The organism is Pseudomonas sp. Ors-4-3C, from assembly GCF_055755035.1.
Genome location: NZ_CM146900.1, coordinates 2,310,299 through 2,331,296, shown reverse-complemented (window position 1 = coordinate 2,331,296; position 20,998 = coordinate 2,310,299). Strand labels below are relative to the sequence as shown.

Genomic DNA, 20,998 nt, shown 5'->3' with positions numbered 1-20,998 from the left:
AAGCATGACGGCCCTAAACAAACCCTGAACAGAACCGATTAAAGTCAACAGGAAAGCCGCATTAACGAAGCGTGTCGAAACGGGCTTTGTGCATTTCAATGATTGAATATTGACAGTGATGTAAGGCCGGCTAAATGACGCGCCCTTTCTTGGGTGACGAGTGATCGGCCGGCTCGGCCCTGACGCTTTTCAACAACTGTGCAAACGCGGTCTTGTCGATCGGCCGACTCATGAAGTAGCCCTGCACCTCGTTGCATTGATCCTTGCCGAGAATCTCCAGTTGTTCCTCAGTCTCGACACCTTCGGCGGTCACGGTCAGGCCCATGGCTTTGCCCAGACCAATGATCGCCTGCACCACCGCGCGATCATTGGCGCCGTTGCTGATCGAGGCGATGAAACGCTTGTCGATCTTGATCCCGTCGAACGGGTAGGCGCGCAGGTAACCGAGGGACGAGTAGCCGGTACCGAAGTCGTCCATGTTCAGGCGCACGCCCAGTTGCTTGAGCGCATTCATCGTCGCCAGCGCACCGTCGGTGTCGACCAGCATGACGTTTTCGGTGATTTCCAGCTCCAGGCGACTGGCCGGCAAACGCGTCCGCACCAGCACTTCGCGCACGTCTTCGACGACATCGCTGAGGGTGAACTGCGCCGGCGACAGATTGACTGACAACAGGATGTCCGCCGGCCAGGTGAGGGCGGTTTCACAGGCTTCGCGCAGTACCCAGCGTCCCAGCGGCACGATCAGGTCGGTCTGCTCCGCAAGGCTGATGAACACGTCCGGCCCGAGCAGGCCCTTGGTCGGATGCTGCCAGCGCACCAGGGCTTCGACCGAAACGATGTGCTTGCCGTCGACCGTATAGCGCGGCTGGTAGTGCAGGACGAATTCGTCATTATTCAGCGCACCGCGCAAATCGCTTTCCATCTGCCGGCGTGTCTGGATCTGGTCGCTCATGTGCGCTTCGAAATAGCACCAGGTGTTCTTGCCCTCGGACTTGGCCTGATACAGCGCGATGTCGGCGCAACGGATCAACTCGCTCGGCACGAAGCCCTGACGGCGGCTCAGGGCGATGCCGATGCTGGCCCCGACGTGCAGCGGGTGATGTTCGAAGACCATCGGCTGATGCAGGCTCTCGACCAGCCGGGTACAAAAGCGGTCGACCTCTTGCCGAGTGTCCATACCATTGAGCACCACGACGAATTCGTCACCGCCCAGGCGGGCGACGATGTCGAGCTCACGGGTGCATTCGCGCAGGCGACTGGCGACTTCCTGCAACACGGCATCGCCCGCCGGGTGGCCGAGGGAGTCGTTGATCGGCTTGAAGTTGTCCAGATCGATCACCAGCAGCGACAACGCTGGCGCATGCTCCTTGAGTTGCAGTGCATCATCCAGATAACGCGCCAACTGGTTGCGATTGGGCAGGCCGGTAAGGGCGTCGTGCATCGACAGGTGCTGGATCTGCGCATGGGCAGCGACTTCGTCGGTGATGTCACTGGCGGTGCCGCGATAGCCGCTCACGGTGTGCTTGTCGAGGATCGGGCGTGCCGACAACCGGCAATAACGTTGCTGCCCGGCATGATCGCGGTAGGTGCAACGCAGGTCGCTGGCATTGCTGTCTTCGGTAAGTTTCTTCAGCCACAGCTCCAGCGGGGTGGTATCGCACGTCACCAATTGCCCGATGCTCTGGCCGATCCATTGGGTTTGCGGGTAACCGGTCACTTCACTGAAGCGCGCCGAGAGGTAGGTCAGGCGCAGTTGATTGTCGACCTCCCAGATCCAGTCCGACGCCGCTTCGGCGACCGCGCGAAAGCGTTCTTCACTGGCCTCCAGCGCATGATTGGCCGCCTCCAGCGCCTGATTCGAGGCCTGCAAGGTGCTGAAGCTATGGTCGACGTAAGTGGACGAGCGCAAGGCGTAGCGCAGGAAATACGCAGTCAACAGCATCAGCACCACCAGCACCGCGCCGAGTGATGGTAGCAATGACCACAACAATTGCTGGCCGGGGCGTTCAAGATCCGCCGTCAGGCTGTAACCGGTGCTGTCCAGCGGCACGCGCGGTTGCGTCTTGGCGAGTTGATCATCCTGGGTCAGCATCAGGTTGTTCAGGCCATAGGCCGTGCCGAGTGCCTGCAGTTTGCTGGGCGTGAGCTTGTCGACGAACACCAGTACCGAGGTTTGTTTGGGATCGCCCACCGGACGCTCATCGTTAGGCAGGATAGCCGCCGCCGTGACCAGTGCCGGCCAGCCGTCGAACAGCGAATAGGTGCTGATGGGCACGGTCAGATCAGCCTGGCTCTGCACCTGATCCACCAGCGCGGCGGCGGTGACCTTGAGCCAACGCGAGAGGTCGCCGTTTTCTTGCTCGCCTTGCACCACAGCGTATTTGGTGCGTTGCCGATCCAGCACGAACACGCCGTCATAACCGTCAGTGGTGAACAGCGTCTTGCCGATGTTCTGCTGGGTATAGGCCCAGTCGGTGTCGACTTGGGCGTGTAGGTGTTCGTAGGCCGTGGTCCAGTCGGCGTAGCTGGTGATATAGCTTTTCGACGCGCTGATGCGATTTTCCAACGCACGGGCGGTATAGAACCGCGTCTCCTCGACATCCTCGCGATCCAGTCGAGTAGCGATGCTGAGCAAGGTGCCGATAGTGGCAATCACCCCAACGACAAACAGCGCGCCGACCGCGAAGGCCAGACGGCGAGTGATTGCACTTTGCTGAGGTGGAACCGGCGTTGCAGGAGCGAAAACATCCATATGCTCGTCCTTGAATCTGTAGCTGAATCATCTGGAACAGCGGCCCACGTGCAATGTTCAATGTGTTTGCCGGGCTTGCACCGAGGCGGATTTCTCAAGCGTAGTGAATGCGCGGGGATTTTGCCTTGAGACTGCGGCGGGCGTGCGATGGCCGGGAGCGTTCCGCCGGGTTCAGTGTGAGCAACTGCACATAGTTGAGTTGAGAGTCTTGCGTACTGTCTGTCATCTTCAATTTTCACGCTGAGAGCAAGGCCATGCCTGGTGTCTTAGTCGCCCATTCGCAGTATTACGACAATGGAGTTATAAACGTGGATCAAAATAAAGACGGCCTGAAATCGGCAAATCCTGTCGCCGGATTGCCCGGAGCTGTTTTCGAAAAAGCCTGGGAGTTACGGTGGGCATTGAAGCTCACCTATGTATGTCTTTTTCTAGACTCGCTTTGCGCCTTTGTACTGCATCAGAATCTGATGGGTTTTTCCGGCAATATGGCGATGTTGTGGGAGCGTCTTGGCACCGTTTTTGTGGGCTTTACATCGTTTTGCCTGATCGTTTCGCTAGTGATCCCGGCGATCGCCAGATTCGTATGTATCGCGGGCATTTATCTGCCCTGGCAATGGTTCGAAGGACATGTGCAATACGACATTCATCATGGATACGTGACACATAGCGCGTTGCGCGAACACAGTATCAGGCAGGAAGATGAATTTGCCTGGAAGCGTTGGGAGGCCGCCGATGCCATGAGAGACGAGGCACGAACTAAACGGTACCAGGCTGGAGAGTTGATATTCGGCTTAGGCGTGTTCGCGGTTTTCAATGCTTGGGTGGGTATAAGCAACGATGTCGAGACCTTGATGCTCACGCTGAACGCCATCATTGGTTTTAGCGGCTGGTTCCTCGTGAGTACAGTCATGGTCACAGGGCTGTACTGGGCCTGGTGGGCCTCGGAGGGCGTTGCGCAGATTTACCACCCAACGCTCTACGAAGAGCTTCGCGCAAAGGAACCGCCGCTGTTCAGAGCCAAAGCGAAGCATCTGGATGATCGAGGTCACGATGATAAAAACGATCACTGACGTTGAGTTTGATTGAACGGTAAGGAGAGCCACGTAGTAATGACGTGGCTTTTTCCTTTCCAGGCTCTCAGGCACCTTTCCGAAGCAACTGCCCCAGCGCCTCCAGCTCACCTTTCTCCACATCCGACACCAATACGAAGTGCATGTGTCCGGCCTGCCACGACACCACATTGAAGCCGCGCACGCTCTGGCTTTGCACGGCTTTATCAGCCTCGCTCGTAGGCAAGATGAACACGTTGATGATGTGCTTGGCATGCCCGTAGCTCAGGGCGGCGGTGGTCTGGTGTTGCAGGTAATCCAGACGCCCGCCGAGCAGAGGGAAGCCTTGCGCCGTGTAGTCGAACACCGGAGGCGAGAAGTCGAGTTTGCCGGTGAACCAGGGCTTGACGGTGTGGCGATCGGACGACACCACATCGTTCAGATGCTCGCCCATCAACGAACGAACGTGACTGGAAACGGCCTCGTCGATCAGTGGTTGCTCGCTGCCGGGAGTGGCGATATACAGCACCATCGCCAGGGCCAGCGCTGCGGCGGAAAAGGCCGGGGCCAGCCATTTTTGCCAGCGCTGGATGAACCCCGGCACGGGTTTGTCTGCGGCGAACACGCTGGCCGCCAATGAGGCGGGGGCGGGGTAGTAGGGCGCATGGCGCTTCACGCTGAGCTTGAGCAACTTCGCTTGATCATGCAGCCGCGCGCACTCGGCGCAGGCGCTCAAGTGCGCTGCCACCTGCGCAGCTGTCGCCGGGTCCAGTTCCTGATCCAGATAGCCGTGCAGCTGTGTCTGGCAAACCGTGCAGTCGAGTTCATTCATGGTCGTGCAACTTCAGTAATTCGAGCTTGAGCATCGCCCGCGCCCGGGCCAGCCTGGACATGACGGTACCGATGGGAATATCGACCACCAGGGCGATGTCCTTGTAGGGCAGGTCTTCGAGTTCCTTGAGCACAATCACCTCGCGAAACACCGGCGGCAGGGCGCATAGCGCTTGTTGCAACAGCGCGGCGTTTTCAGTGTGAATCGCCAGCAGCTCCGGGGTTTGACTGTGGCTCAACGCGCCGTCATCAAAGGCCATGTCGTCATCGAGGGCGACCCAATGGTGCCCGGCCGACGCCTTGAGCCAGGTGTAGCTTTCGTTGCGCACAATGGTCAGAAACCACGCCTTGGCATTGCCATCGGCGAAACGCTGCAAAAACCGGAAGGCGCGCAGGGCGCTTTCCTGCACGACGTCGCGCGCGGCGCTGTCGTTGCCGGTCAGCCAGCGCGCAAGGTTGTAGGCCGCGTCCAGATGCGGCGCAATCAGTTCCTCAAATCGCTTCATGGTGGGTTCCGCACTGTCACACCCCTATAACCGTGCTGCGCCGGGTTTTATTCCCGAAAAACAATTTGTTTTGCGACGTGGAATAAACCCTCGCGTCGCAAGGTTTACCTCGTGTCAGCTACCTCACTGTAGTCCGCCCGCGAGGACATACCGATGGACATTCAAGCAAAACACCCATTGCGCACCGACGGCTTGCTCAACCCGGACCGGCGCACCCTGCTCAAATGCTCGGCGTGGGCCGGGGCCGGGGTCATCTGGGCCTTGAGCGGCGGGGTTCCCAAAGCCTTCGCGCTGGACGAGGCGGGCAACGTCAGCGATCCCAAGGCCCTGGCCAGCACCTTTCACTTCGTGCAGATCAGCGATTCGCACATCGGCTTCAACAAGGAAGCCAACCCGGAGCCGGTCAAGACCTTGCAGGTGGCGATCGACAAGGTCATCGCGCTACCCAAACGTCCCGCACTGATTCTGCACACCGGCGACATCACGCACCTGTCCAAGCCTGAGGAATTCGACACCGCCGCGCAGTTGCTCAAGGGCCTGCCATCCACCGTGCATTACGTGCCCGGTGAACACGACACCCTTGACGAGGGCGGCGGCAAGCTTTACCTGGAGCGCTACGGCAAAGGCACCAAAGGCAACGGCTGGTACAGCTTCGATGATCACAGCGTGCACTTCATTGCGCTGATCAACGTCTTCAACTTCCAGGCCGGTCACGAAGCCACCCTCGGCGCCGATCAACTGGCCTGGCTGGCGGATGATTTGCGCGCGGTCAGCAGCAGCACCCCCATCGTCGTGTTCACCCACATTCCGCTATGGACCATTTATCAGCCCTGGGGCTGGGGCACCGAGGATGGCGATCAGGCGATTGCGATGCTGCGCAAGTACGGTTCGGTGACGGTGTTGAACGGGCACATTCATCAGGTGATCCAGAAAGTCGAAGGCAATATCACCTTCCACACCGCCCGTGGCACCGCCTATCCGCAGCCGGCACCGGGTGCCGCACCGTCGCCGGGGCCGATGACGGTAGCGGCCGATCAACTGCGCAATTACCTGGGGATCACCGACGTGCGTGCAACCCAGGGCGATCACCCGCTGGCACTGATTGACTCAACACTGGTTTAACCGAGGACACGCAAATGAAAAGGCAACTGTTGGCGCTGGTGGGCCTGCTGCTGGCGATGCCGGTGTGGGCGACGGAAGTGAAGATCGACATCAAGGAATTCATGTTCGGCCCAAAGGACCTGACCGTGGCCGTCGGCACCAAGGTGACGTGGGTCAATGACGATCAGATTCCGCATACGGTGGCGGAAACCCACAAGGTGTTTCGCTCAGGGGCGCTGGATACCAATGACAGCTTTTCCTGGGTGTTCGATACACCGGGGGAGTTTGAGTATTTTTGCGTGTTGCATCCACAGATGATCGGCAAGGTGGTGGTGACGCAGTGAATGCGATTCGCTGAAAAACTCGCTGAAAAACGTACCGGAAGGGTGCTGCTGACCTGAGTGTTACTCAGCTACCAATCTGCACCTTTCCGGGGCTCGCAATGAGCTATTGGGTAGCACGTCTCAAGTTCCGCGCAGCAGGAGCTGATCGCCGTTTTCCGCTTAAATCATTCAAATCAAGCGCTTGGCACGGTGCGGAGAAATCTGGCATGCATCGTGCTTTTTTGTATCCGTGGATAATTGGATACAAAAAGACAAAAAGTGCTGCCATGCAATTCGCTCCCGCCTATGACCAGCGTCAACCGATGACCGCCGAGGAGGAGGCCTACAACTTTCTGTTGGAAGGCATCTGCGGCGGTCGTTATCGCAAGGGTGACCGGTTGATTGCCGAGGACATTGCCAGTGAAATCGGCATGAGCCGCATGCCGGTGCGCGAAGCCTTTCGCCGCCTCGATGCGCAGGGTCTGGTGACGCTGCGGCCCAACCGCGGCGCGGTGGTCAGCGGTCTGGATGTCGAGCAAATGCATGAAGTCTTCGAGATGCGCAGCGCCCTGGAAGGGCTGGCGATTCGTATCGCCGTGCCCAAGATCAGCGAGCGTCAGTTGACGGCGCTGGAGCGGCTTCTCGATGAAATGGACGACTACCGCGAGGAGAGTGCGGCGTGGGTCAGTCGCCATCGCAAGTTCCATGAGTACCTGTGCAGCCTCAGCGATCGCCCACGACTGCTGAAGCAGATCAGCGCCCTCTACGCGCTGATCGAAGCGCCCATGCGCCTGTGGTTACAGCACATCGAAAAGCCCCTGAGTGCACGCCAGGAACACCAGATGATCCTTGATGCGATTCGCGCCGGCGACGCCCACAAGGCCGAGGCCGTGGTGCGTGAACACATCGAAGGCACGGTGCCCGAGCTGATCAAGTTTCTACAATCGGAAAAATAACCACAGAGCGGAACCCGAATCCGCCGATGTTTTGACTTTGAGTACTGCCCCGTTACTAACCGAACTGGAGTGTCTGGTCATGCATACGTCTCGCCTGTTACTGGCTGCAATTTCCCTCGGGCTCTGTTCGCAGTGGGCGCTTGCCGCACCGACGGTGCCGGAGCGTCTGGTCAAGGTCGACAAACTCACCTATTGCTCGGGCATGGATTCGCCGCCACTGGTGTCCTTCGATGAAGCGCAAAAGCCCAAAGGCCTGACCGTCGACCTGGGCCTGGAAATCGCCAAGCGTCTGGGCGACAAGAAGGTTGATTGGCGGGTGATTCCGTTTTCCGGATTGCTCCCGGCGTTGCTCGCCAAACAATGCGACATGATCGTCGATCAGTTGTTCGACAAGCCCGAGCGCCGCGAGGTGATCGACATCGTCAACTACATGTATTCCAGTCAGGCGGTGGTGGTGCCCAAGGGTAATCCGAAGGCGCTGAAAACCCTTGCGGATCTCAGCGGGCACAAGATCGCGGTGCTCAACGGTTCGACCATCAAGACCTTGCTCGACAGCGAAAATGAAAGCCTGACCAAGGCCGGCAAGCCGCCGATGAAGCTGGTGGTCTACAACACCGACACCGATGCCTTCCAGGCCTTGCGCATCAGTCAGGTCGACGCTTACGGCACCACGGTGGAAACCGCCGGTTATTACGCCGCGATGGCTCCGGACTTGTTCGAGGAAGGGGTACCAGCCTTCAGCCGGATCCTCACCGGTCTGGGCATTCGCAAGGACGATCCGCAACTGAGCGCTGCGGTGCAGCAGATCATCACCGACATGCGCAGCGACGGCAGCTATAACCAGCTCTTGAACAAGTGGCACGTCTCCAGCGACACACTCGATTGAGGTAAGCGTTGATGAACTTCAATTGGGATGTGTTCTGGCAGTACCTGTTGCAGCCCAGCGGTGTGTACCTCACCGGGCTCTGGCTGACCTGTCTGATCAGTGTGTTGGCGATGTTGCTGGGCTGTGTGTTGGGGCTGGCCGCCGCATTGTTGCGCTTATCGAAGAACCCTTTGCTGCATCTGCCGGTGCGCTTTTATGTGTGGCTGATGCGCGGCACGCCGTTGCTGGTGCAAATCGTCTTTCTCTACACGGCGCTGGCGGCGGGCGGGATTTTTCGCTTCGAAGACATTGAGCTGTTCGGGCTGGTGATCCCCGGCAACATTCAGGCGGCGATCATTGCTCTGGGCCTCAACGAAGGCGCATACATGGCCGAGATCATCCGCGCCGGGATCGGCGCCGTGGACAAGGGCCAGTACGAGGCCGGGCGCTCGCTGGGCATGACCTTCGCCAAATTGATGCGCCGTATCGTCCTGCCGCAGGCGTTTCGGGTGATCGTGCCGCCGCTGGGCAATGAATTCAACGTGATGCTGAAAAACACCACGCTGGTCAGCGTGATCGGCGTGCAGGAGCTGTTGCTCAGCACGCAAATGGTTACCTCGGCGACTTTTCGGGTGTTCGAGTTGTACCTGGTGGTGGCGATTTATTTCCTGTTGCTCACCACGCTGTGGGGCTTCTTTCAGCGCTGGCTGGAGAACCGCTTCGGCCAGTCCGACCGACCTTCTGCGCCACCGCCGGCCTCCAGCCGGATGTTCGGGCGCAACACGCTGAAACTGCTGAGGGGACGCTAATCATGGCGCATCAAAGTGACGAGCTGATCATCGAGGCGCTGAACATTCACAAGTCCTTCGGCGATCTGCAGATTCTCAAGGGCATCTCGCTGCAAGTGCGACGTGGCGAAGTGGTGGTGCTGATCGGCGCCTCAGGTTCGGGCAAGACCACGTTTATCCGCTGCATCAACCTGCTCGAAGACATTCAGTCCGGGGAGATTCGCGTCAGCGGCCGGCCCATGGGCTATCGCACGCGGGCTGACGGCAGTCTGGTGCGCGACTCTGAACGCAACATCGCTCGCCAGCGCCGGGACATCGGCATGGTGTTCCAGCGCTTCAACCTGTTCCCGCACATGACCGCCCTGGAAAACATTATCGAAGCACCGATTCAGGTGTTGGGTGTGCCGCGCCAGGCTGCGCTGGAGCAGGCGCAGGCACTGCTCAAACGGGTCGGGCTGGCGGACAAGGCCAGTCATTACCCGTCGATGCTTTCCGGCGGTCAGCAGCAACGCGTCGCCATTGCCCGAGCGCTGGCGATGAAGCCACAGGCGATGCTGTTCGACGAGCCCACCAGCGCCCTCGACCCGGAAACTGTCGGCGAGGTTCTGCAAGTGATGAAGGAGTTGGCCGAGGAGGGCATGACCATGGTCGTGGTCACCCATGAAATGGGTTTTGCCCGCGAGGTGGCCGACCGGGTGGTGGTGCTCGATCAGGGTGAACTGATCGAACAAGGCCCGCCGGAACAGATTTTCAGTCGTCCCACCCATCCCCGTACCCAGGCCTTTCTCAGCCGCGTGCTGTGAACTTCACAAGGATTTCGACGATGCGTTTATCGAGCTTGTTCGCGGCGCTGTGCTGCGCCGCCGTGGTGCCCATGCTTCAGGCTGCCGATTCGGTGGTGAAGGTTTACAACTGGTCCGATTACATCGGCCCCGACACGCTGAAGAATTTCGAAAAAGACAGCACGATCAAGGTTCAGTACGACATCTTCGACACCAATGAAATGCTCGAGGCCAAGTTGCTCTCCGGGCATTCGGGCTACGACGTTGTGGTGCCGTCCAGCCAGTTTCTTTCGAAACAGATTCGCGCCGGCGCCTACCAGCCGCTGCAACGCGGATTGCTGGATAACTGGAAGCACCTCGATCCACGTCTGATGCAGCGTCTGCAGGCTGCCGACCCCGGCAACCAATACGCCGTGCCGTACATGTGGGGCACGGTGGGCATCGGCTACAACGAGGAGAAGGTGCGCGCCGTGCTCGGCAAGGATGTGCCGCTCGATTCGTGGTCGATGGTGTTCGATCCGCAGAACCTCGCCAAACTGAAAAACTGCGGCGTGGCCTTCCTCGATGCCCCTGTGAAGATCATCCCCCAGGCCCTGCTTTACCTCGGGCTGGACCCCAACAGCGTCAAGCCCGACGACTACAAACAGGCTTCTAAACTGTTGATGACTCTGCGTCCCTCGGTGACCTACTTCAACTCATCGAAGTACACCGCCGACCTGGCCAATGGCGATATCTGCGTGGCGATCGGCTATTCCGGGGACGTGATGCAGGCCCAGACCCGGGCACGCGAGGCCGGAAAAAATATCGACATTCGTTACCTGATTCCCAAGGAAGGCGTGAACCTCTGGTTCGACATGCTGGCGATCCCCAAGGACGCCGGTAACGTTGCCAACGCCCATGCGTTCATCAACTACTTGCTGCGTCCTGAGGTGATTGCGCCGGTCAGCGACTACGTCGGCTACGCCAATCCGAACAAGGACGCCACGGCGCTGATGGACCCGAAGGTCAGCGGCAACCCGGGGATCTACCCGTCTGACGAAGTGATCAACCATGCCTTCGTCTCCGCCGATCTGCCGGAAAACATCCAGCGCCTGATCACCCGCGAATGGAACCGGATCAAGTCCGGCCAATGAATTGCTGATTTGAAGAGCCTCTGCCATGTTGAAATTTTCTGCTCACGAATATCCCTATCCGTCGCAACGCCAAAGCGTGTTTGCCCGTCGTGGCATGGTCGCGGCATCCCAGCCGCTGGCCGCACAGGCCGGCATCGAAATGCTGCAAAAGGGCGGCAATGCGATCGACGCCGCCATCGCCACGGCGGCGGCCCTGACCGTGGTCGAGCCTACGGGCTGTGGCCTGGGCGGTGACGCGTTTGCGCTGGTCTGGTTCAAGGATCAGTTGCATGGCCTCAATGCCAACGGCCACGCCCCGGCATCGTTAAGTATCGAAGCGGTCAAAGCGGCCGGCCATGAGCAAATGCCGTTGTATGGCTGGACGCCGGTGACGGTTCCCGGTTGCCCATCGGCCTGGGCCGAGCTGTCGCAACGCTTTGGCGTGTTGCCGTTCGCCGATCTGCTGCAACCGGCGATCAGTCTGGCCAGAGACGGTTTTCCGCTGTCGCCGGTGGTTGCCCATCAGTGGCAGATCGCGCTGGATGAGTTCAGTCCCCATCGCGATGAAGTGCTGCAGGCCTGGTTCGATACGTTTCTGATTGACGGTCACGCGCCCAAGGCCGGGGAGATTTTCCGTAACCCGGCGCAGGCGCGAACCCTTGAAGAATTGGCGGCTACCCGTTGCGAGAGTTTGTATCGCGGCGCGTTGGCGCAACGCCTGGATGCGCATTCGCGGGCAACGGGCGGCTATCTGCGCGCCACGGATCTGGAGCATTACCGTGCGCAATGGGTGGAGCCGATTCACGTCAATTACCGTGGCGTGGATGTCTGGGAAATCCCGCCGAGCGGGCAGGGTCTGGTCGCCTTGATGGCGCTGAAGATTCTCGAGGGTTTCGACTTCGATCACCGTGACAGCCAGCAGACCTGGCACCGGCAACTGGAGGCAATGAAACTGGCCTACAGCGATGGCCTGCACTACATCACGGATCCGCTGCACATGCGCGTGGCTGTGGATGATCTGCTGAGCGACGAGTACAGCGCCCGCCGCCGTGCACAGATCGGCGAACAGGCCCAGCCGCCGAAGCCGGGCGATCCCCACGCCAGCGGCACGGTGTACCTGGCCACGGCGGACGGGCAGGGCAATATGGTCTCGTTCATCCAGAGCAATTATCACGGCTTCGGCTCAGGTGTGGTGCTGCCGGATAGCGGCATCGCCCTGCAGAACCGTGGGCAGGAATTCAGCCTGGATCCCGAGCATGCCAACGCGTTGGCGCCGGGCAAAAAGACCTTTCATACGATTATTCCTGGTTTCCTCACCAAGGACGGTCAAGCGTTGGGCCCGTTCGGTGTGATGGGCGGCTACATGCAGCCGCAGGGCCATGTGCAGATGGTCATGAACCTGGTGGATTTCGGCCTGAACCCGCAATCGGCACTGGACGCGCCGCGCTGGCAGTGGCTTGGCGGGATGAAGGTCGGCATCGAACAGGGCGCTTCAAGGGATCTGGCCAATGCGTTGGCGCGTCGCGGGCATGAGGTGCAGATCGCCAGTGATCTGACGGATTACGGACGAGGGCAGATCATTCTGCGTGATCCGGTGACGGGGGTGCTGTGCGGGGGGACTGAGCCGAGGGCGGATTCGCATATCGCGGTTTGGTAGATACGGCAGGTACTCGCCAGGTCAGGAGCACACACTTTTTCACAAAGACCTCCCAGCCTCCATTCGATGGCAGAATCTCCCTGACTTGAATGTTTTGGAGAACACCATGCTTCGTGTGTTTGAACGAAGACTCGACCCTTTCCCGCCTGACGAGGTGCCACCGCCGCCCAACGGCCTGGCTAAATTCCTCTGGGCCTGCACCCGGGGCGCACGCGGCTACATCCTGGCGCTGGCGCTGCTCAGCGCCGCCGTGTCGATTTACGAAGCGTGGCTGTTTTCGTTCCTCGGTCAGGTCGTGGACCTGCTTTCGACGTGGCAGGCTGGCGGCGAAGCGGCTGTGCAGGAGAGCCGCGTGTTGTGGGGCATGGGCATTGTCATGGTGCTCAGTGTCGGGCTGGTGGCGTTGCGCACCATGGTCCAGCATCAGATCCTGGCGATTAACCTGCCATTGCGCCTGCGCTGGGATTTCCACCGGCTGATGCTGCGGCAAAGCCTTTCGTTTTTCTCCGATGAGTTTTCCGGTCGGGTCACGACCAAGGTGATGCAGACGGCGCTCGCCGTACGCGACGTGCTGTTCACCATGATCGAGATCTTGCCCGGGATCGGTGTGTACTTCATCGCGATCATCGCCCTGGCTGGCGGCTTTGCGCTGAAACTGATGCTGCCGTTTCTCGCTTGGGTCGTGCTGTTTGGCCTGGCGATGTGGTACTTCGTGCCGCGTCTGGGCAAGGTCGGACAGGAGCAGGCCAATGCGCGGTCGATGATGACCGGGCGTATCGCCGACGCGTACACCAACATCACCACGGTCAAGCTGTTCTCCCATTCCAACCGCGAAGCGCACTTTGCGCGGGCGGCGATGGAGGATTTCAAGCAGACCGGTTTTCGCCAGATGCGTCTGGTCAGCCTGTTCGAGATCGTCAATCAGGCGCTGGTGGTCGGGTTGATCATGTCCGCCGGAGGCTATGCCCTGTGGCTGTGGCACCAGGGCGATGTCGGCGCCGGTGCGGTGGCGGCGATCACCGCCATGGCGTTGCGGATCAATGGCATGTCGAACTGGATCATGTGGCAAATGACCTCGCTGTTCGAAAGCATCGGCACCGTCCAGGACGGCATGGCCACGCTGACCCAAGGCACCAAGGTGCAGGACGCGCCGGACGCCGGCGTGCTGGTCACTTCTGGCGGCGCGGTGACGTTCGACAAGGTGAAGTTCAACTACGGTGGCGAACGTCAGGTACTCGATGGCCTTAGCCTGAGTATTCGCCCCGGCGAAAAGATCGGTTTGGTAGGGCGCTCCGGCGCCGGCAAGTCGACGCTGATCAACCTGCTGCTGCGTTTCTATGATGTCGACAGTGGCGAGATCCGTATCGACGGCCAGAACATTGCACACGTGACCCAAGACAGCCTGCGCAGCGCCATCGGCATGGTCACCCAGGACACTTCGCTGCTGCACCGTTCGATTCGCGACAACATTGCCTACGGCCGCCCCGATGCCACCGACGCACAAATCCGCCACGCCGCTGCCAACGCTCAGGCCGATGAGTTCATCAGCCAGTTGAGCGATCGGCAAGGCCATACCGGTTACGACACCTTGGTGGGCGAACGCGGGATCAAACTGTCTGGCGGCCAGCGCCAACGTGTGGCGATTGCCCGAGTGATGCTGAAGAACGCGCCGATTCTGCTACTCGACGAAGCCACCAGTGCGCTGGACTCGGAAGTCGAAGTGGCGATTCAGGAAAGCCTCGATGAAATGATGCAGGGCAAGACCGTGATTGCGATTGCTCATCGACTGTCGACGATTGCGGCGATGGATCGGCTGATTGTGATGGATGACGGGCGCATCATTGAACAGGGCACCCATTCCGAATTGCTGGAGAAGAATGGTGTTTATGCGCGGCTGTGGGCGCATCAGAGCGGCGGCTTCCTGGGTGAGGACAAAGGTGTGATCGAGGCGTTGGATCAGGCCTGAGTAAGAGGGTGTGCGGCCGGGGAGGCGATAAGTCGATGGCATTAAACAGCTGATTGGCCGTTATCGGCTAAAAGCGACGCGGGCGCTGCGGCTTGGCTGAGATCTTGGCAGCGCCCATGGCTAGAGAATCGGGCTATTAGTTAGCCATGAGGGATAAAGTGAATCTACAACTTGAAATTGACAGGTTGTTTGGGGGATGCGCATTTGCCAGACCACTTTTCTATTCCTATCCAGGAGGTCTGCGTTTTGAACTCTCTGAAACGGGTGGAGTGATTCAGCAATTTCAAACGGCACTTCTAAAATCAACGAAGATCTGCAGCGATATCTTCCTTGATGATGCGACGCTTGTTGCTTGTCTGCGCGTTCATTCTGGTAGCAATCAATTTGCTCATAGATCCCGGATTCACGCTCTCCGTTCTGCCGGTATCAACATACCCACGCAACGCTCAGTCTGGAGTGAAAAAATAGACCCCGAGGAATGGCTTTGCGAAAGTGAGCCGGAGTATTGGATCAACGTTGCATTTGAAGCGCCAGCGACTCTGCTTCAAGCATTTCTTTGGTGTGCTTTGGCTAGTGACTTTGGCGTAATTCAGCCTAACCCCGAATGCGCTGTATACCTTTTCAATTTGAAGAAGCACGTCATGGTTTTTCCGTACGACGACAGAGGTATGGATGTAGTCGGCCCCAACAAAGATTTTCTTTCACAGCTGTATCGTCAGCATCATATATATCTGTTGGGTTACGACCGACACACGATGGACAGCACATTCCAAGGGCTTGCGAGTTAGCGTCTTTGCTTGAATTGGAGCTGAAACCGTGCCCGCAGCACTCATGTCCATCGTTTCATTCTAGTCAGTTGCAACCTGCCGCACAGGCGGCAATCGGGCACTCACCTACCGGTGATCTGGCCAAGGAGCCGTCAGGCTCTTCCCAAGGTCAGTGCATTAATAGAGGCACTTGTCGTGGGCCTGGTGCCGTCTGCCAGCAAAACCCTATGACCGCTTTCGGATGTGGATTCAACCAGTCGAGGCCTCCAAATAATCTGAACCCCGTCCGAACGCGTACGCCTAATGATCAACCTGTGATCAATTGCACAGGCGCTGTGCCAATACCGGCATATTCCGAGAGGTGGTCAAACGTGGCTAAAGACGAGAAGAAAAGCAAAGATGACGCTTCGAAAGCCAGCAAGGATTTGAAAGACAAAAAGTCCTCGCCGGACAAGAAGTCAGCTGCAGCTTCGGCGCTTTCAAAGTCTTCCGACAAGAAAGACAAGAAGAAAGACGCCGAACCGAAGAAGTCTGCAAAAAAAGCCGATAGCAAGCCGGAAAAGGCCAAGGATTCCAAAAAGGCAGACAAGCCGGCAAAAAAGAAAAAGTGATCGCTGCAACTCGCTAGGGCTCTACGCCCTAGCTTCCCTCCAAGCTTGTCTTCAAGCCGTTTCTTCAACCCTGCGCGCATCCCCCAACGAATCACGCTGCATCGACTGCAGGTTTTTCTCGATGGTTTCGCACAGGGCTTCCATCTGGATCTGGTGCTCGCTGTGGCGAAACGGGCTTTGCAGATCGGTGCCGATACGTTCGATGGCCAGCAGCATGAAGCCCACCACGGTCGAGGCGAGCGGGGTGAACCAGCCCAGCGATTCCACCAGCCCCACTGGCACAATCAGGCAGAACAGCGAGATAAACAGGCGCGGGAAGTAAACGTAAGGGTAGGGCAGCGGGGTATTGGCGATCCGTTCCATTCCGCCCTGGCTGTTGGACAGCTCGACCATCGTCGATTCCAGCCGTGCCAGACGAATGCTGTCCAGGCGCCCGGCCTTGTATTCACGGGCTAGCAAGGATGCAGAACCGGTGAGGATGTCGTTGGCAAAGTTGTTGGTGGTGCCGCTGCGGGCGAATTCATCTGCCGGGATGAACGCGCGGACTTCCTCCGGACATGGCTGACCTTTCAGGTGCGCCGCGAGGCAATTGACATACGCCACATGGCGGCGCAACAGCGTCGCCTTCAGCGGATTCACTTCGTTATCGGGGTCATCCAGCAGCGTCAGCACCTGGCGGGCGAAGCTGCGGGAGTTGTTGATCATCATGCCCCACAGCGTTCGCGCTTCCCACCAACGGTTGTAGGCGCTGCTGTTGCGGAAGCTGATCAGCACCACCAGCGCCGAACCGAGCAATGTCAGAGGCATCAGCGGCAGGTTGATCTTGGCGTTGAGGAACAACATGAAGTCGACGGTGACGGCGATATCCCAGAGCAACAGCCAGAACAGCGACCAGCCCACATAGCCCATGGTCTTGATGATCAGACGGTATTTTTTGACGATGGCAGCTTTCAAACGGGAACCTCGCGGCGAGCGGTAAGCGTTAACGCCTTAGCTCGGACGCTGGTTCGGGGGTAAAGGTTCGGTGTTGACCGAGCATCTTGGTTACGACAATTTGCGAGCAATAAAAAACCCGGCAATCACGCCGGGCTTTTTATTGCCTGAAGTTTCGCCAGAAGGCTCAGAGTGAAGCTTTAACCTGCAAGCCAAACACCAACGCATTGTCGATGTTCTGCCCGGAAAACGCGCCCGGTTCGATGATGTATTGCATGTTCGGGCGCAGCGTCAGCCACGGCGTGGCCTGATAGCCGTAGCCGAGTTCGATCAGTTGCTCGCCACTGTCCAGGTTCGGGAACTGCGTGCCATTGGCCATGGCGGCGTCCTGTTGCACGTCGCGGCTGCGCGGGTTAGGCACAGCGCGGCCGTAACCCAGAGCGACGGTGTCACGCGGCCGACCTTCGAACGGTTTGTACAACACCAGACCCGTGCCGTACCACTTGCTGAATGGCGATGCCGCTTCGCTGGCCGCCGAGTATTGGCCGAAGGCATGCAGGCTGCGGCCCTCGGACGATTGCGAACTCCAAACGGCCTGATCGATCAGCAGGTAATGCCCGCCACGGCCGGACACTTCTTTGTCGCTGCCGATGCGTTTCACGTCGGAGCTGTCGTAGTAGTAACCAACCTTGTATTCACCGGGCAATTCACCCGCGTGCTTGTACACCAACTCGATCGGCACCACGGTGCCGGTGGTGTGTTTCGGGCCAAGATGCCAGGCGCGGCTGGAGTTGCCGTTGCTTTCAGGATCGACATTGAATGCCGCCACGCGCAATTGCCACGAGGACGACAAGTCGTATTTCACCCGCACACCCAAGTGCGCGTTCGGGTAGTTGGTCCAGCCGCTGCCGCCGGACATGTTCAGCGGGTGGCCGCAGAAACCAGCGTTCATGAAGTTGCACAGGATGCCGCTGTCGAGGCCGCCGAGGTCGTTGCCCATGGCCATGTAACCCAGTTTCACGTTGAGCGCCGGGGTGAACAGGCTGCGCTCGTAACTGAGTTCGGTCAGGCGGGTGTAGAGGCCGCCGTAGTTTTCCTGGATCGGCAGACGGTTGCCAACCAGATCTTCCGAGGCGCTGTTGCCGCGGCGGTCGTTGATCGTCAGCTGGACCTTGCCGGCGTTCTCAACGCCATACAACTTGCTCAGGTCGAACTGCGCGCCGAGCTTGATGTTCTGCGAGTAACGGCCGGAGCGGTGCAGGCCGCCATCGGCGTTGTAGGCCATTTCCCCGGTGTAATCGCCGGTGAATTTGATCCCGTCTTCGTTCATCTGATGCCGCAGACCGCCCCAATCGCCGGTCAGGGTGTTGCGGGTCAACAGGTTCGAATCAGTATCGGCGAAGGCGGGCAGGGTGGTGCAGGTCAGGCCCAACAGCACGCCGTTGACCCAGCCGTTACGAGTAAAACCAAACATGGAGATCTTCCTGCTCAAAGCTGTAGCGATATCGGAAAGCGGCGCGGCACCCTCAGGTGCCGCGCGCAAAAAGAAAGCGCCCGTGTTCATCACGGGCGCTGCGGCTTACGGCAAGGCGTAGGCCATCACGTAGTCGCCGCGATCGGTCGACTGACGTGCACCACCGGCGGTGATGACGATGTACTGCTTGCCGGTTTTCGGCGAAACGTAGGTCATCGGGCCGCCCTGACTGCCGACCGGCAGACGCGCTTTCCAGATTTCTTCGCCATTGGCGCTGTTGAAGGCGCGCAGGTAGAAGTCCTGGGTGCCGGCGATGAAGATCAGGCCACCTTGGGTCGACAGGGTGCCGCCGAGGGTCGGCAGACCGATCTTGATCGGCAGGTGCATGCGAATGCCCAAGGGACCTGTGTCTTCAACGGTGCCGACCGGAACCTGCCACGCGATTTTCTGAGTCTTCATGTCAATGGCGGTCAGGGTGCCGAACGGCGGTGCCTGGCACGGAATGCCGGCCACCGACAGGAAGCGGTTTTTGTTGACCGCATACGGCGTGCCTTTGAGCGGTACCGCGCCCATGCCGGTGTTCAACGCCTCGCCACCAGAGGAGGCCTGCGCCTTGTTCTGCGACGGGATCATCTGAATCCACAGACCCAGGCGCATGTCGTTGACGAAGATGAAACCGTGTACCGGGTCAGTGGAGATGCTGCCCCAGTTCATGCCGCCCAGCGAACCCGGGAAGCTCAGGGATTTGTCGGTACCCGGCGCGGTGTACAGGCCGTCGTAACGCATCGATTTGAAATCGATCCGGCACAGCAACTGGTCGTAAGGGGTGGCGCCCCACATGTCCGATTCAGTCAGGTGCTGGGCACCGATCTGCGGCATGCCCACCGATTTTGGCTGGGTTGGCGAGTACGGTTCGTTAGGGATGTTGGCGGCTTTGACCGGTACTTCTTTAACGTCGGTCAACGGCTTGCCGGTGGCACGGTCGAGCACGTAGATCTGCCCGGCCTTGGTGCCGATGACCAGCGCCGGAACGGTTTTGCCGTCCTTGGTGAAGTCGATCAGGCTCGGCTGCATTGGCAGGTCGAAGTCCCAGAGATCGTTGTGCACGGTCTGGAACACCCAGCGTTCATCACCAGTGGTGGCGTCCAGCGCGAGGATCGAGGCGCCGTAGGTGTGATCGAGTTTGCTGCGCTCGACACCATAGATGTCGGTGGACGAGCTGCCCATCGGCAGGAACACGGTGTTGGTCGCCGGATCGTAGGACATCGGCGCCCAGCTGTTCGGCGTGCTGCGCACATAGGTGCTGCCTTCGGCCGGGGCCTTTTTATCCTGCGGGTTGCCCGGGTCGAAGGCCCAGCGCATGGCGCCAGTGATCACGTCAAAACCACGGATTACGCCGCCCGGCATGTCGGTCTGTACGTTGTCGGCGACACGACCGCCGACCACCACAGTGGTGCCGGCCATCAACGGCGCGGAGGAGAGCTGGTAGTAGCTGTCCGGCACATCGCCGAGACCGGCCTTCAGATCAACCTGGCCGTTGTTGCCGAAACCCTGGCAGAACTCGCCAGTGTCGGCATCGACCGCGATCAGGCGGGCATCGATGGTGTTGGTCAGCAGACGGCGCTGGCAATTGGCAGCCGGCGCAGGCTTGGCTTCGATGATGCTCGAATTGCTTGGCTGAGCGATGCTCTTGGTCGCATCGAAATAAGCCATGCCACGGCAACGCTGCCAGACTTTGGATTTGGCGTTGATCGCGTTCTTCCACAGCTCTTTGCCGGTGTCGGCATCCAGCGCGATCAGGTTGTTGTGCGGGGTGCAGATGAACACCTTGTTGCCGATCTGCAACGGGGTGAGCTGGTCTTCGGCACCGTTGCCATCGCTCTCGGCGACGTCACCGGTGTGGTAGGTCCACGCCACTTTCAGCTTGTCGACGTTGTTGCGGTTGATCTGGTCCAGCGCAGCAAAGCGGCTGCCGCCTTCGGTATTGCCATAGTGCGCCCAGTCTTTTTGCGCCTTGTCTGGCTCAACCGGGGTCAGGCCCGGGCCAGTGCCGGTAGCGGCGACGGTCGGGTGCGCAACGAACATGTTGCCGGCAGCCACCGCCAGTCCCACGGCCAGTACAGCGGCAACGCCGTAAGCGCCACGACCCGGAACACCACCGTTGGCACGCTTGAGCAGCGGGTAGACCAGCGTCACCGCCAGACCCACGGCGCTGAACATGAACAGACGCGAGAATACTGGCCAGAACACCAGCCCGGCATCGCTCACCGCCCAGATCGCTGTCCCCACCAGAAATGCCGCGAACAGCCAGGCGCCCGCAGTCTTGAAGCGAGCGATCAGCAGACCGGAAACGGCCATCACCAGACCACCCACGAGGAAGTACCACGACCCTCCCAGGCTGACCAGCTTCACTCCGCCAGCCGCAAGTGCCAGGCCGAGCAGGGCGATGATCACCCCCAGCCCGACCAGAATGAATTTTGATATGCCCGAGAGGCGTTGACTCTGCTTCACGTTGAATGTCCCGT

At 59.5% G+C, this 20,998-nt stretch carries 18 protein-coding genes; 12 read left to right on the top strand and 6 right to left on the bottom strand.

The genetic code is table 11. The annotated features are described in order from the left end of the window. Window positions 1–130: 130 nt before the first annotated feature. Window positions 131–2,752: a bifunctional diguanylate cyclase/phosphodiesterase gene (locus ACVHNU_RS10275; RefSeq protein WP_473019633.1), complete on the bottom strand. Its 2,622-nt coding sequence runs from the start codon at window positions 2,750–2,752 to the stop codon at window positions 131–133. A gap of 308 nt (window positions 2,753–3,060) precedes the next feature. On the opposite strand from ACVHNU_RS10275, the gene ACVHNU_RS10270 reads away from it, so the two are divergent. Then, window positions 3,061–3,822: a hypothetical protein gene (locus ACVHNU_RS10270; protein WP_473019632.1), complete on the top strand. Its 762-nt coding sequence runs from the start codon at window positions 3,061–3,063 to the stop codon at window positions 3,820–3,822. 67 nt (window positions 3,823–3,889) lie between these two features. Here ACVHNU_RS10270 and ACVHNU_RS10265 read toward each other — a convergent pair whose 3' ends face one another. Then, window positions 3,890–4,633, bottom strand: coding sequence for an anti-sigma factor family protein (locus ACVHNU_RS10265; RefSeq protein ID WP_473019631.1), 744 nt, complete (start codon window positions 4,631–4,633; stop codon window positions 3,890–3,892). Then, the gene (locus ACVHNU_RS10260; protein ID WP_473019630.1) at window positions 4,626–5,138 is read right to left on the bottom strand and encodes a sigma-70 family RNA polymerase sigma factor; all 513 of its coding nucleotides are present in this window, start codon (window positions 5,136–5,138) and stop codon (window positions 4,626–4,628) included. Before ACVHNU_RS10260 ends, ACVHNU_RS10265 begins: the two co-directional genes overlap by 8 nt. A 153-nt stretch (window positions 5,139–5,291) precedes the next feature. Between ACVHNU_RS10260 and ACVHNU_RS10255 the strand changes: the two genes are divergently transcribed. From ACVHNU_RS10255 to ACVHNU_RS10205, 11 genes are all read left to right on the top strand, one after another. Then, the gene (locus ACVHNU_RS10255; RefSeq protein WP_473019629.1) at window positions 5,292–6,260 is read left to right on the top strand and encodes a metallophosphoesterase family protein; all 969 of its coding nucleotides are present in this window, start codon (window positions 5,292–5,294) and stop codon (window positions 6,258–6,260) included. A gap of 14 nt (window positions 6,261–6,274) precedes the next feature. Then, a complete protein-coding gene (locus tag ACVHNU_RS10250) occupies window positions 6,275–6,583 on the top strand; it encodes a plastocyanin/azurin family copper-binding protein (RefSeq protein ID WP_103483427.1) in 309 nt (102 codons plus the stop codon). A gap of 266 nt (window positions 6,584–6,849) precedes the next feature. After that, window positions 6,850–7,518, top strand: a complete 669-nt coding sequence (locus ACVHNU_RS10245) for a GntR family transcriptional regulator (protein ID WP_103483426.1) — start codon at window positions 6,850–6,852, stop codon at window positions 7,516–7,518. Between the two features lie 79 nt (window positions 7,519–7,597). Next, entirely contained in the window at window positions 7,598–8,404 is an 807-nt protein-coding gene (locus ACVHNU_RS10240; RefSeq protein ID WP_473019628.1) for an ABC transporter substrate-binding protein, read from the top strand. Window positions 8,405–8,415: 11 nt separating this feature from the next. Then, complete coding sequence (locus tag ACVHNU_RS10235; protein WP_473019627.1) at window positions 8,416–9,192, top strand: amino acid ABC transporter permease; 777 nt, start codon at window positions 8,416–8,418, stop codon at window positions 9,190–9,192. 2 nt (window positions 9,193–9,194) lie between these two features. Then, a complete protein-coding gene (locus ACVHNU_RS10230; RefSeq protein WP_338801979.1) occupies window positions 9,195–9,974 on the top strand; it encodes an amino acid ABC transporter ATP-binding protein in 780 nt (259 codons plus the stop codon). A 20-nt stretch (window positions 9,975–9,994) separates the two neighbouring features. Beyond that, window positions 9,995–11,086, top strand: coding sequence for a polyamine ABC transporter substrate-binding protein (locus tag ACVHNU_RS10225; RefSeq protein ID WP_400496607.1), 1,092 nt, complete (start codon window positions 9,995–9,997; stop codon window positions 11,084–11,086). Window positions 11,087–11,111: 25 nt separating this feature from the next. Continuing rightward, on the top strand, window positions 11,112–12,722 hold the full coding sequence (locus ACVHNU_RS10220) for a gamma-glutamyltransferase family protein (protein ID WP_473019626.1): 1,611 nt from the start codon (window positions 11,112–11,114) through the stop codon (window positions 12,720–12,722). Window positions 12,723–12,828: 106 nt separating this feature from the next. After that, a complete protein-coding gene (locus ACVHNU_RS10215; protein ID WP_473019625.1) occupies window positions 12,829–14,688 on the top strand; it encodes an ABC transporter ATP-binding protein in 1,860 nt (619 codons plus the stop codon). Between the two features lie 158 nt (window positions 14,689–14,846). Continuing rightward, complete coding sequence (locus ACVHNU_RS10210) at window positions 14,847–15,476, top strand: DUF3885 domain-containing protein (RefSeq protein ID WP_473019623.1); 630 nt, start codon at window positions 14,847–14,849, stop codon at window positions 15,474–15,476. Between the two features lie 350 nt (window positions 15,477–15,826). Next, a complete protein-coding gene (locus ACVHNU_RS10205) occupies window positions 15,827–16,066 on the top strand; it encodes a hypothetical protein (protein WP_103483556.1) in 240 nt (79 codons plus the stop codon). A 51-nt stretch (window positions 16,067–16,117) separates the two neighbouring features. Here the strand turns inward: ACVHNU_RS10205 and ACVHNU_RS10200 are convergent, their stop codons facing one another. From ACVHNU_RS10200 to ACVHNU_RS10190, 3 genes are all read right to left on the bottom strand, one after another. Beyond that, window positions 16,118–17,020, bottom strand: a complete 903-nt coding sequence (locus ACVHNU_RS10200; protein ID WP_003224902.1) for a bestrophin family protein — start codon at window positions 17,018–17,020, stop codon at window positions 16,118–16,120. Between the two features lie 166 nt (window positions 17,021–17,186). After that, window positions 17,187–18,473 carry a carbohydrate porin gene (locus ACVHNU_RS10195; protein ID WP_473019622.1) on the bottom strand — a complete coding sequence of 429 codons (1,287 nt, stop codon included), beginning with the start codon at window positions 18,471–18,473 and terminating at the stop codon, window positions 17,187–17,189. A gap of 105 nt (window positions 18,474–18,578) precedes the next feature. After that, window positions 18,579–20,984 carry a glucose/quinate/shikimate family membrane-bound PQQ-dependent dehydrogenase gene (locus tag ACVHNU_RS10190; protein ID WP_473019621.1) on the bottom strand — a complete coding sequence of 802 codons (2,406 nt, stop codon included), beginning with the start codon at window positions 20,982–20,984 and terminating at the stop codon, window positions 18,579–18,581. Between the last annotated feature and the right edge of the window lie 14 nt (window positions 20,985–20,998).